The organism is Streptomyces sp. SID486, from assembly GCF_009865385.1.
In the GTDB taxonomy this organism is placed as follows: domain Bacteria; phylum Actinomycetota; class Actinomycetes; order Streptomycetales; family Streptomycetaceae; genus Streptomyces.
This window is the reverse complement of record NZ_WWJT01000450.1, coordinates 1-11,506: the sequence shown is the minus strand read 5'-3', so window position 1 is coordinate 11,506 and position 11,506 is coordinate 1. Positions and strand designations below refer to the sequence as shown.

10 protein-coding genes are annotated in these 11,506 nt (G+C 73.6%); 6 read left to right on the top strand and 4 right to left on the bottom strand.

Features of this window, described 5'->3' with window-relative positions; translation table 11 throughout:
* Window positions 1–65: 65 nt before the first annotated feature.
* Entirely contained in the window at window positions 66–1,193 is a 1,128-nt protein-coding gene (locus GT045_RS20875) for an alpha/beta hydrolase-fold protein (RefSeq protein ID WP_161292590.1), read from the top strand.
* Between the two features lie 98 nt (window positions 1,194–1,291).
* Complete coding sequence (locus tag GT045_RS20870) at window positions 1,292–2,824, top strand: hypothetical protein (protein WP_202528584.1); 1,533 nt, start codon at window positions 1,292–1,294, stop codon at window positions 2,822–2,824.
* A gap of 274 nt (window positions 2,825–3,098) precedes the next feature.
* On the opposite strand, the gene GT045_RS20865 is transcribed toward GT045_RS20870, so the two are convergent.
* Together GT045_RS20865 and GT045_RS20860 are read right to left on the bottom strand one after the other, a co-directional pair.
* The gene (locus GT045_RS20865) at window positions 3,099–4,571 is read right to left on the bottom strand and encodes a PH domain-containing protein (protein ID WP_237538747.1); all 1,473 of its coding nucleotides are present in this window, start codon (window positions 4,569–4,571) and stop codon (window positions 3,099–3,101) included.
* 77 nt (window positions 4,572–4,648) lie between these two features.
* Complete coding sequence (locus GT045_RS20860) at window positions 4,649–5,152, bottom strand: PH domain-containing protein (RefSeq protein WP_161335085.1); 504 nt, start codon at window positions 5,150–5,152, stop codon at window positions 4,649–4,651.
* A 31-nt stretch (window positions 5,153–5,183) separates the two neighbouring features.
* Here GT045_RS20860 and GT045_RS20855 point away from each other — a divergent pair, with 31 nt between their 5' ends.
* On the top strand, window positions 5,184–6,335 hold the full coding sequence (locus tag GT045_RS20855; RefSeq protein WP_161335084.1) for an NADH-quinone oxidoreductase subunit D: 1,152 nt from the start codon (window positions 5,184–5,186) through the stop codon (window positions 6,333–6,335).
* Window positions 6,336–6,483: 148 nt separating this feature from the next.
* Here the strand turns inward: GT045_RS20855 and GT045_RS20850 are convergent, their stop codons facing one another.
* Entirely contained in the window at window positions 6,484–7,668 is a 1,185-nt protein-coding gene (locus GT045_RS20850; RefSeq protein ID WP_345942702.1) for an SAM-dependent methyltransferase, read from the bottom strand.
* 118 nt (window positions 7,669–7,786) lie between these two features.
* Here GT045_RS20850 and GT045_RS20845 point away from each other — a divergent pair, with 118 nt between their 5' ends.
* Together GT045_RS20845 and GT045_RS20840 are read left to right on the top strand one after the other, a co-directional pair.
* Complete coding sequence (locus GT045_RS20845; RefSeq protein WP_161292034.1) at window positions 7,787–8,992, top strand: sensor histidine kinase; 1,206 nt, start codon at window positions 7,787–7,789, stop codon at window positions 8,990–8,992.
* A gap of 196 nt (window positions 8,993–9,188) precedes the next feature.
* Window positions 9,189–9,860, top strand: coding sequence for a response regulator transcription factor (locus tag GT045_RS20840; protein WP_161292036.1), 672 nt, complete (start codon window positions 9,189–9,191; stop codon window positions 9,858–9,860).
* Window positions 9,861–9,902: 42 nt separating this feature from the next.
* On the opposite strand, the gene GT045_RS20835 is transcribed toward GT045_RS20840, so the two are convergent.
* Window positions 9,903–11,009 carry a DUF5937 family protein gene (locus GT045_RS20835; RefSeq protein ID WP_161292038.1) on the bottom strand — a complete coding sequence of 369 codons (1,107 nt, stop codon included), beginning with the start codon at window positions 11,007–11,009 and terminating at the stop codon, window positions 9,903–9,905.
* 260 nt (window positions 11,010–11,269) lie between these two features.
* Here GT045_RS20835 and GT045_RS20830 point away from each other — a divergent pair, with 260 nt between their 5' ends.
* Window positions 11,270–11,479: a hypothetical protein gene (locus tag GT045_RS20830; protein ID WP_161335083.1), complete on the top strand. Its 210-nt coding sequence runs from the start codon at window positions 11,270–11,272 to the stop codon at window positions 11,477–11,479.
* Window positions 11,480–11,506 lie beyond the last annotated feature (27 nt).

The window sequence follows — 11,506 nt, the reverse complement described above, 5'->3', positions numbered from 1 at the left end:
CCGGGCAAACCCTCGCGACCATGCGGGGGCGCAACCGGGCGGAAAGCGCAGGCAGGAAACAGCTCATGGGTCTCACGAGCAACAAATTGCTGGTGCTGGCGATAGTCCTCGCCGCCGTGCTCTTCATCGGCACGGTGTGGCTGTGGCCGCGCCTGGCCCGGCGCAGCTGGCGGGCCGTCAGCGGACGGGTCGGTCTGATGCTGTTCACTCAGGTCGCGCTCTTCGCCTCGGTCGGGCTCGCCGCCAACCAGTCGTTCGGCTTCTACGCCAGCTGGGCCGACCTGTTCGGCACGGAGACGGACCAGGGGGTCGTCGTCGACCACTCCGTCAACGGCAGCACCGGCGGTCCGCTCCAGGTGGTGTCCACCTCCAACGTTCCGGGGGTGCGCGGCACGCGGCCGGAGCTGGTCGGGCAGGTCCAGAAGGTGGACATCGTCGGCCGCACGACGCACATCGGCGCACCGGCCTACGTGTACCTGCCGCCGGAGTACTTCCAGCCCCAGTACCGCAAGCGCACCTTCCCGGTGGCGGTCGTCCTGTCGGGTTACCCGGGTACCTCCAAGTCGCTGGTGACCAAGCTGAACTACCCGAGCACCTCGCAGCGGCTGGCCAAGGACGGGCGGATGCAGCCGATGATCCTGGTCATGCTGCGCCCCACCGTGGCGCCGCCGCGGGACACCGAGTGCGTGGACGTGCCGGACGGCCCGCAGACAGAAACGTTTTTCGCCAAGGACCTGCCGAATGCCGTCGAGTCGCAGTACCGGGTCGGCAAGCAGCCGGGCAGCTGGGGCGTCGTAGGCGATTCCACGGGCGGTTACTGCGCGCTCAAGCTCGCCATGCACCACCCCGACGTGTACACCGCCGGCGCGGGCCTGTCGGCGTACTACAAGGCGCCGATCGACCCCACGACCGGGGACCTCTTCCACGGCGACAAGAAGCTGGAGAACCGCGCCGACCTGTGGTGGCTCCTGGAGCACGAGGCCGCGCCGGACACCTCCCTGCTCGTCACGAGCAGCAAGGTCGGTGAGCACAACTACAAGGACACGATGAAGTTCATAGACCGTGTCCAGGCGACGAACCGCACCAGGATCTCGTCGATCATCCTCGAGAGCGGCGGCCACAACTTCAACACCTGGAAGCGCGAGATCCCGCCGACCCTCCAGTGGCTGAGCGGGCGGCTCGTCGACCACTGAGCGGCCGGTGCCCCTGACGCCCCGTGAAGCCGGAGGTGTGGCCGTGTTTTTACGGGGCGGGGGCCCGCGATTCGCCTACGCGCGGTAAGTTTCTGGCCATGCCACGTGGACGCCACCGCCATTCCCCTCCTTTGCACCGGCTGTTGCCTCCCTCGGCGATCGCCGGCGTCTCCGTCGTCTGTGCGCTGGGCCCCTGGGCGTTCTCCGAGGCCACGGTGTTGCGGGTGCTGGCCGCCGTCGCCGCGGCGACCGCGGTCGCCGGCGCCGTCGTGATGCGCCGCTGGGACACCCAGGCGGGCCGGCAGGTCGCCGAACTCACCCGCGCGCGTGCGGGTGACGAGTGGCGGCACGAGGAACGGGTCGCCGAACTGGAGACCGATCTGGAGGAGTCCCGCGAACTGCGCGCGAAGCTGGAACAGCGGCTGCGCGCCAAGCGGGCCGAACTGGCCGGCCTGCGCAACGAGCACGCCGCGCTGCTGCGCCGCTACGCCACCGCGGAGACCGAGCGCGCCAGCGCCCTGGAGGGACGACGGCTGCTGGAGATCGAAGCGGTCCCGTCCGAGCCGGGCCCCACGTCCGCGCGCCGGCCCGCCCTGCCGCCCGCGCGCGGCGCCGGGTCCGCGACGGCCGGCGCCACCACAGGGCCGTCCGAGACCTCCGGGCCCGCTGAGGGTTCCGGGCCCACCGAGGACTCCGGCACGGCCGAGGGTTCCGGGACGGGCGAGGGTTCCGGCACGGCCGAGGGTTCCGGGACGGGCGAGGGTTCCGGGACGGCCGAGGCTTGCGGCGCGTCCGAGGACGGGCCGGCCGTGCCGGCGGTGTTCTCCGCCGCGGGAGGCCCGCTGTACCGGAAGGCTCTGAAGGCTCTGGCCGGGTTCGACCGGGAGGCGCCGCTTGAGGCCGGGGCCGAGACCGAGACCGAGGCCGGGAGCCGAGCCGAGGCCGAGGCCGAGTTCGGAAGCGGGGCCGGGTCCGAGTCCTCGGCCGGGTCAGGGTCCGAGTCCTCGGCCGGGTCAGGGGCCGAGCGCTCTGCCGGGTCCGCGGGCGGGTCCGAGTCGTTCGGCGGCGCCGAGCCCGTCCCTGGGTCCGGTGGCGCGCCGGAGTCCGTGGGGCGGTCCGAGGCAGCCGGTGCGGCCGGGGGACAGCCGACGGGCGAGGGCGCCACGGCGCATGGGGCGGCCGGGCCGGAGGTGCCCGAGGGCGCCGTTTCCGAGGCCGGGGCCGCCACCACGGGGGAGGGCGCCGTGGGCGGTGTCCGGGACGGCGCCGGTGTCCCGCCGGCGGCCGAACTCGCCCCTGCCGTGGGCCGGCCGCCCGCCGGGCACTTCACGGTGCCGACCGCGGTGGCCGTCGTACCGTCCGGGCCGGCGCGCCGACCGGCGGTACAGGGCGGTTTCGACTTCTTCGGCACCCAGAAGGGCGCGTCGAACGCCGCGCTGGACTCCGTGCAGAACGAGGACCTCGCCGACGTGGTCGGGCCCGAGGCCCTCGCCGTGCACAAGGCCGAGTCGGAGGCCGGGTTCAAGCAGGCCGACGAGCGGTCCCGTGGGGTCGGTCAGGTCATCGACCTGACGGCGCACGACGAGACCGAGCAGATCGACATACAGGGGCTGCGCAGCGCGGTTTCCTGAAGCCGGCCGCACCCACCGGCACACGTTTCCTGAAGCCGGCCGCACCCACCGGCACACGTTTCCTGAACGGAGCCGGCCGCACCCACCGGCACACCGGGCCCGGTCTTCCCGCCAGGGGAGCCGGGCCCGACGCGTGGGCCGGGCGTGAGCGGCGTCCGGGGCAGGCGGAGGCCGGGGGCGCGGCGGTGTCCGGGGCGGGTGGAGGCCGGGGGCCGGGCGGTGTCCGGGGCAGGTGGCGATCGCGGGTGGAGGGCGTGGAGGGCGGGGCGGCGCGTCAGCCGGCCGTCATCCAGCGGTCCGGGAGGGCGTCCCTGCGGCCCGTACGAGACCTCTCCGCCTGTTCGCCGAGCAGCCGCGCGGCCTCCTCCGCGTCCCGCAGCCGGGCCGTCACGCTCTTGCCTGCCCCGGTGTCCACGTGGACGTCGGCGAGGCCCCAGCGGCGCTCCCAGGGGCCCTGGGTGAGCCGTACGCTCTGCACCTTGGCGTGCGGGACCAGCGAGAGCCGACGGCACAGCAGGCCGCTGCGGGCGGCGAACACCGTCCCGGTGACCGCCAGCCGGTGCCCGCGCCACCACACCGGTACGCACCACCGGGCCCGGCGCGGCGTCCGCGACAGTTCCGCCGGCACCGTCACGCCGGGCAGCACGCGCGCGACGACCGACTCGGCCACCGCGCGCGGGGCGACCGGGATCAGCACCGAGTTGGCGGACCCGGCCACGTCCAGTTCCACCCGCACCCAGCCGGGCAGCCGCCACAGCAGCGGCTCCACGATCCGCACGGTCTGGACCCGGCCCGGCGGCACCGTCTCGTGGGTCCGGTCGAGCAGCCCGTGGTCGATGTGCAGCCCGTCCGGTGACTCGCTCACCGTCCAGTCGAACTCGGTGACGAACCGGCCGACACTGCTCGCGCCGGCCGCGCCGAGGAGGGGAAGGGCGCTGGCGAGGACCGTCCACACGTTCTGGGTGGTGAGCCAGAGCACGGTGGGCAGGATCAGCGCGGCGCACAGCGAGCCCCAGGTGGCGCCCGTCAGCAGCAGGGAGCGTGCCAGCTCGCGCGGGGGCACGCGCAGGAGCGCCCGCGCCGGTGCCTCGCCGACTTCCCCGGCCGTCTCGGGCGCGAAGCCCGCCGCGCGGGCGAGCAGTTCCGCGCGCAGGGCACGCGCCTCCCGCTCGCTCAGGAACGCCAGCTCGTCCTTGTCCTCGGCGCCGACGACGTCGATCCGCAGCTTGGCGACACCCGCCACGCGCGCGAGGAGCGGACGGGAGACGTCCACGGCCTGCACGCGCTCCAGCCGGATGTGCGCGGTGCGCCGGAACAGCAGGCCGGTGCGTATGCGCAGTTCGGTGTCGGTGACCGCGTAGTGCGTGAACCACCACGACAGGAAGCCGTAGAGGCCGGCCGCCGGCACCAGTACCGCGAGGCCCAGCAGGAGCACGGTGTGGGTCAGCCGCGCGAGCTGTTCCTGGGCGCCGCCCGGGTCGTGCACGGCCCAGCCGGCCAGTACGGCGAGGGGCGCCCACGCCCGGCGGAAGGGCGTGACGGGGTGCAGCCGGCGCTCGGTGACGGGGGCGCGCTCCGGTATGTCACCGGTGTCGTCCGCCGTGCCGGTGGCGTCCGCCGTGCCGGTGTCGTCAGACGTGCCTGCCGAGTCACCCGAGTCACCCGAGTCTGCCGTGGTGCCTGTGCCCGCCGTGTCACCCGAGCCCGCCGTGGTGCCTGTGCCCGCCGTGTCACCCGAGCCCGCCATGGCGCCTGCGCCGGTCGGGTCGCTCGTGCCCGTCGGGTCGCCCGTGCCGGTCGTGCGGGGCGCGTCGTCCGGGGGTGTCACAGGCCCGCCGATCGTGCCTCGCCCAGCTCGGTGAGCCGGTCGCGCAGTCGTTCCGCCTCAGCCGGGTCCAGGCCGGGGATGGTCGCGTCGGTCGCCGCGGCGGCCGTGTGCAGTTGTACGGTGGCCAGCCCGAACCGCCGCTCGACGGGCCCGGAGGTCACCTCCACCAGCTGCATGCGCCCGTAGGGCACCACCGTCTCCTCGCGCCACAGGAGACCACGGCTGATCAGCAGGTCGTCGGCGCGCTCCGCGTACCGCCAGGACCGCCAGTTGCGTCCCAGCAGCCGCCAGCACCAGGCCGCGAACACCGGCGGCAGCAGCGCGCAGGCCGCCCAGGCAGGCCCCGCAAGAAGCCCCGGCAGCAGCCCCGCGGCCACCGTGAGCACCCCCGTCCACACCACCAGCAGCAGCCGGCGCACGCGCAGCAGGCCGGGCTGCACACCCCGCCACACCGGCTGGTCCGTCGCTGCTCCGGTCTCTTCCGGGCTCCCCGTCTCCATGAGGCCAGCGTACGTAGGGGAAACTGGCTCCATGACTCCCACGACGGAGACCACGGTCGGTATCGGCGGCGCGGCGGAGAGCACCGACATGGTGCTCAACATCGGACCCCAGCACCCGTCCACGCACGGTGTCCTGCGGCTCCGGCTGGTGCTGGACGGCGAGCGCATCCTGCGCGCGGAGCCGGTGATCGGATACATGCACCGGGGGGCCGAGAAGCTCTTCGAGGCACGCGACTACCGGCAGATCATCGTGCTCGCCAACCGGCACGACTGGCTGTCCGCGTTCTCCAACGAGCTCGGTGTGGTCCTCGCCGTGGAGCGGATGCTCGGCATGGAGGTCCCCGAGCGGGCGGTGTGGACGCGCACGCTGCTGGCCGAGCTGAACCGGGTGCTGAACCACCTGATGTTCCTCGGCTCGTACCCGCTGGAACTGGGCGGGATCACGCCGGTGTTCTACGCGTTCCGGGAGCGCGAGGTACTCCAGAACGTGATGGAGGAGGTCTCCGGCGGCCGCATGCACTACATGTTCAACCGCGTCGGCGGCCTCAAGGAGGACCTGCCGGCCGGCTGGGCGGCACGCGCGCGTGAGGCCGTCGCCGCCGTGCGCTCGCGCATGGACGTCTTCGACGACCTGGTGCTCGGCAACGAGATCTTCCGGGGGCGCACCCGTGGGGTCGGAAGACTCACCCCGGAGGCGGTGCACGCCTATGGCGTGAGCGGGCCCGTCGCGCGTGCCTCCGGAGTCGGCTTCGACCTGCGCCGCGACGAGCCGTACCTGGCCTACGGCGACCTCCAGGACGTCCTGAAGGTCGTGACCCGGGACGAGGGCGACTGCCTCGCCCGCTTCGAGGTCCTGCTGGAGCAGACGCACAACGCCCTGGACCTCGCCGACGCCTGCCTCGACCGGCTGGCACAGCTGCCGCCCGGTCCGGTCAACCAGCGGCTGCCCAAGGTGCTGAAGGCACCCGAGGGCCACACGTACGCGTGGACCGAGAACCCCCTCGGCATCAACGGCTACTACCTGGTCAGCAAGGGCGAGAAGACCCCGTACCGGCTGAAGCTGCGCTCGGCCTCGTACAACAACATCCAGGCGCTGACCGAGCTGCTGCCGGGGACGCTGGTGGCGGACATGGTGGCGATCCTGGGTTCGCTGTTCTTCGTGGTCGGCGACATCGACAAGTAGCCGTCGCCCGAGCCGGCGGACCGCCCCGCCGGCAGCGGCACCAGGGCCGGCAGGTCGGGTCGGCGGGCCGGGCGGCCGGGTCGGTGGGTCGGGCGGCGGGGCGTGGCTCTTTCGCGAGGCGGCTCCGGGGACCCGGCCCCGGCTACGACTACGGCTGTGGCTGAGGTTCCAGCGGGTCCGGGATGCCGACCGGCTGGAGCAGCCAGCCGAAGTCGCCGAGGCCGCCCGGTGCGGTGAGTTCGGCGGCCTCCCCGGCGCTCGTGAGGGCGCGTACGTAGGCGGAGGGGTCCGTGGAGGCCAGCGCCAGCGGGGGGCGTGCGCCGGTGACGCCCAAGGCGTGCAGTGCCGCGCGTTGCGTCAGCAGGCGTGCCCCGGAAAGCTCACGCGCTGTCCCGTCCGTCCCGCGCGCCGTGCCCGACGGCGCGCGGGACGGCACGTACGCCGGAGTGGCGGGCGTGGCTTCCGGGCCCAAGGGGCTGTGTGCCGGAGCGGGGGGCGTGCGTGTGGTGTCCGAAGGGGTGCGCGCTTCCGGTCCCGCCGCGCACGCGTCCAGCGCCACGTGCGCCGTGATGTCGCACGAGCCGTCCGGTACGGGTGGCGTCTCGCGCCCCTCCCGGAAGCCGGTGAGCGTCCCGAACGGAGGGCGCGTGTCCAGGGTGTGCGCGTAGTCCACGGCCACCGCGAGCCCCCGTACCACCCGGTCCACGGCTGATGCCCAGGCGAGGTCCCGGGGCAGGCCGATCTCCGCCCGCAGCCCCTCCTCGGCCGGCAGCGGCCACCAGCGCGCGAGCCAGTCGGCCTGCGCGCCGGCCACCGGCTCCCCGAGCCGCTCGGAGCCGTCCCGCGCGACGAGCACCAGCCGGGGTACGCCCGCGGAATCCACCTCCACGACGTCCACGGGGACGTTGTCCAGCCACTCGTTGGCGAACAGCAGCCCGGTGACCGCGTCCGGGAGTTCGCTCCGCCAGGTGATCCGCTCGTCCAGTCCCGCCGGGCGGTCGGCGATCTCGACGGCGTGCCCGCGCGCGCGTGCGGCCACGTCGGCCGGCAGGGCGGCGAGCACCCCGGAGACCAGCTCGCCCCGCCCGGCCCCCATGTCGACGAAGTCCAGCACCGCGGGCCGTCCGAGCGCCGCGTCGACCCGGCACAGCAGCCGGGCCACGGCGCGTGCGAACAGCGGAGAGGCGTGCACGGAGGTGCGGAAGTGACCGGCGGGGCCCTCCGGGCGCCGGTAGAAGCCGCCGGGCCCGTACAGCGCCTCCCCGGCCGCCGCGCCCCAGCCGCGCGGGCCGGAATTCTCCCGGGGGCCGCCCACTGTCGTCTCATCCGTCACCGGAACAGACTAGGCGCACAGATGATCACGGCCTCCACCTTGCGGAGTACGCGCGCCCGGCGCGGATCGGCCCTCCGGTTGACCCCTGCACCTATCCGGTTTCCCTACTCTGGGTTACGTGCAGCGCCTCTATGACTTCCTCCGCCGTCACCCGACGTGGGTCGACGCCTTCTGGGCCGTCGTCCTCCTCGGGATGTCCGGGCTGAGCGTGGTCACGCTCGACGGGACGCGGGACCACCACGGGTCCGTCGTCGAGGGGATGGCCGTCTCCGTCGCCCTGTGCGTCGTGGTGGCGCTGCGCCGCCGTCTCCCCGAGCCGATGCTGCTGCTCGCCCTCGGGACCGGGCTGGTCCAGCTCGTCCTGGACGTGGAGACGACCACCGCCGACTTCGCCATGCTGGTGATCACCTACACGGTCTCGGCGATAGGCGCGCGCTGGGCCTCCCGCCTCGCGCTCGGGGTCAGCCTCTGCGCGGCGTCCGTGGCGCAGATCCGCTGGCCGAGCGAGCACAGCACGTTCGCCGGGCAGGTCGCCATAGCGGTCTTCCAGACGGTGCCGTTCGCCCTCGCCTGGGTGCTCGGCGACTCCATCCGCACCCGGCGCGCCTACTTCGCCCAGCTGGAGGAGCGTGCGGCCCGCCTGGAGAAGGAGCGCGAGGCGCAGTCGAAGGTCGCGGTGGCCGCCGAGCGCGCCCGGATCGCGCGTGAGCTGCACGACGTCGTGGCGCACAACGTGTCGGTGATGGTCGTGCAGGCCGACGGCGCCGCCTACGTCATGGACGCCGCCCCCGACCAGGCGAAGGCGGCCCTGGAGACGATCTCCTCCACCGGCCGCCAGGCCCTGGCCGAGATGCGCCGGCTGCTGGGGGTGCTGCGCACCGGTGAGCACCAGGAGAGCGGCGAGTACGTCCCGCAGCCCGACGTCGACCAGATCGACGACCTCGTCGAGCAGTGCCGTACCTCCGGCCTCCCCGTCGACTTCAAGGTGGAGGGCACTCCGCGTCCGCTGCCCAGCGGAGTGGAGCTGACGGCGTACCGGATCGTGCAGGAGGCGCTCACCAACACCCGCAAGCACGGCGGTCCCAACGCGGGCGCGAGCGTACGGCTGGTCTACTTCGACGACGGTCTCGGCCTGCTGGTCGAGGACGACGGCAAGGGGGCCCCGCACGAGCTGTACGAGGAGGGCGGTGTCGACGGGCAGGGGCACGGCCTGATCGGCATGCGCGAGCGGGTCGGCATGGTAGGTGGCACCCTGGACGCCGGCCCGCGTCCGGGCGGAGGATTCCGCATCAGCGTTCTGCTCCCGCTCAAAGCGGCGCACTGACCGGGCCGCACGCGCCCGTCGATCCCCGCACCACCCCTGGCGTGTTCCCCCGTGCTCACCCGGGCGTACCACCCCGCACCACCCGGGCGTACCACCCCGCACCACCCGGGCGTACCACCCCGCACCACCCCTGGCCAGGCGACCGGAGACGGCGTACGGCACAGGGACGGCAACCGAAGACATGGAAGAGGACCCGATGACGATCCGCGTGATGCTCGTCGACGACCAGGTGCTGCTGCGCACCGGATTCGGGATGGTGCTCGCCGCCCAGCCGGACATGGAGGTCGTCGCGGAGGCGGGCGACGGCGTCGAGGCCCTCCAGGCGCTGCGGACCACCGCCGTCGACGTCATCCTGATGGACGTCCGCATGCCCAAGCTGGACGGCGTGGAGACCACCCGTCGGATCTGCGCGGAGCCGGACGCGCCGAAGGTGCTCATCCTCACCACGTTCGACCTGGACGAGTACGCCTTCTCCGGGCTGAAGGCGGGCGCCTCCGGGTTCATGCTCAAGGACGTGCCGCCCGGTGACCTGCTGGCCGCGATCCGTGCCGTGCACAGCGGTGACGCGGTGGTGGCGCCCTCCACCACCCGGCGCCTGCTGGACCGCTTCGCGCCGATGCTGCCCTCCGCCGGCGCGGAGCCCCGGCACAAGGAGCTGGAACGGCTCACCGAGCGGGAACGCGAGGTCATGGTCCTGGTCGCGCAGGGTCTGTCCAACGGCGAGATCGCGGCCCGGCTGGTGCTCAGCGAGGCGACCGTGAAGACCCATGTGGGCCGCATCCTGACCAAGCTCGGCCTGCGGGACCGGGTGCAGGTGGTGGTGCTGGCGTACGAGACGGGGCTGGTGCGCGCGGGCGGCCACGGCTGACCGCGGCGGGAGCCGCCACCGCCTGTCGCCGTCCGCTCCCCGCTATCGGAGGATCCCCTCCAGGAAGTCGCTGCCCAGCCGGGCGACGACGGTGACGTCCAGCTGGTGCAGCACGTACCGGCCGCGGCGGCGGGTGGTGACCAGGCCCGCCTTCTTCAGGTGGCCCAGGTGCCGGGATATCTCGGGGGCGGTCATCCCGTGGATCCGGGCCAGTTCGCCGGTGGTGTAGGCGCTGCGCGCCAGATGGCGGCAGAGCCGCATGCGCACGGGGTGGGACAGGGCGGTCATCCGCAGCGCGAGCTGTTCCACCGAGGGCGGGGCGGCCAGTTCGGGGGAGCCGACGGGGTAGTGCAGCACCGGCTGCCAGCCGTACCGGTGCAGGACGCTCAGGTGCGGCCAGCCCAGGCTCGTCGGCACGAGCAGCAGGCCGCCGTCCGCCGTGGCCGAACGGCCGCTGCCCAGCTTGTCGACCGTGATCGTGGCCGCCTCCCGGTCGAGCGTCACGGTGGGCGACACCGCCTCCAGCGCCTCGGCCAGCCCCCGGCGTAGCAGGAGGTCCGTCTTGTGGCGGGCGTCCGCGGCGAGCTGGTGCCGCAGCCTGGACCAGGTGTCCGCGAAGAACGCCTCCTCGCAGTCCCGCACGAACTGCCGCAGCCAGTCCCGGATCCTCGGCGGGTCGGCCAGCAGCCGCTCGGCGAACCGCACCTGCCGGGGGCCGCGGGAGGCGGCCAGCTCCAGCGCTCGGCGGCGCACCTCGGGGTCGTGGAGCGCGGAGGGGCCGCGCGAGCAGTAGGGCAGTGCGCAGGTGAACTCCATGGCGGCGTCCACGAACTGTTCGTCCGTCAGTTTGTCCAGCAGGTCCAGATCCTCGGCGAGGGTGGCACCGGGCAGCGTGTCGCGGCCCGCGACGCCCGCGAACGGCAGGAACAGGTCCGAGAAGGTCGAGCGCCAGAGGAAGTCCGCCTCGCACATCCGGTCGGCCAGGTGGGAGTCCAGCCGTGAGGTCACGCCGGTCACCCAGCCCTGCAGCCCGGGATGATGACCGGGCTCCGACAGCGCGTGCAGCGCCATGCCCAGTTCGGCCAGGGGCGAGGTGACGACGGAGATCCTCTCCGGCCGCAGCCCCGTGATGTCGATGCGCACGCTCATGCCCCCATGGTGCCCGCCGCCACCGACAGCCAGGACCTCGATTGACGTGCGGCGTCAATCGGCGCGACTTCCCCGGCGGAGCGGAGCAGTCTGGGGCACCGGGGCAGCCGCGGAGCCCGATCAGTCACCGAGCGAACGGTGACAGTCAGCGATCAGCCGGCGATCAGCAAACGATCAGTCGGCGATCAACCAGTGATCGACCAGTGATCAGCCGGTGTTCGGTCGGCGATCGACCCAACGTCCCGAGAAGGCCATCCGTCATGAGCATCACCCAGCAGTACCTCCTCGACAGCCATCGCGCCCGTCAGCACGGTGAGCCCGCGCCGCCCGCGCCGGGCCGCCATGACGTCGCCGTGATCCGTGAGCTGCGCGAGCACCGCCGCTTCCGCGCGGTGCTCGCCGGACGCCCGGCGCACGGGCGGCTCCGGCACGCCCTCGCACGCCTGCTGCGCCCGCGCGCGCTCGGCTGATCCGGGGCGCTCCCGGCCGCTCGGCTG

What these genes read in the sequence shown, in the direction of transcription:
- GT045_RS20875 (WP_161292590.1), top strand. Translation starts at nt 66, where the DNA reads ATGGGTCTCACGAGCAACAAATTGCTGGTGCTGGCGATAGTCCTCGCC.
- GT045_RS20870 (WP_202528584.1), top strand. Translation starts at nt 1,292, where the DNA reads ATGCCACGTGGACGCCACCGCCATTCCCCTCCTTTGCACCGGCTGTTG.
- GT045_RS20865 (WP_237538747.1), bottom strand. Translation starts at nt 4,571, where the DNA reads ATGGCGGGCTCGGGTGACACGGCGGGCACAGGCACCACGGCGGGCTCG.
- GT045_RS20860 (WP_161335085.1), bottom strand. Translation starts at nt 5,152, where the DNA reads ATGGAGACGGGGAGCCCGGAAGAGACCGGAGCAGCGACGGACCAGCCG.
- GT045_RS20855 (WP_161335084.1), top strand. Translation starts at nt 5,184, where the DNA reads ATGACTCCCACGACGGAGACCACGGTCGGTATCGGCGGCGCGGCGGAG.
- GT045_RS20840 (WP_161292036.1), top strand. Translation starts at nt 9,189, where the DNA reads ATGACGATCCGCGTGATGCTCGTCGACGACCAGGTGCTGCTGCGCACC.
- GT045_RS20835 (WP_161292038.1), bottom strand. Translation starts at nt 11,009, where the DNA reads ATGAGCGTGCGCATCGACATCACGGGGCTGCGGCCGGAGAGGATCTCC.
- GT045_RS20830 (WP_161335083.1), top strand. Translation starts at nt 11,270, where the DNA reads ATGAGCATCACCCAGCAGTACCTCCTCGACAGCCATCGCGCCCGTCAG.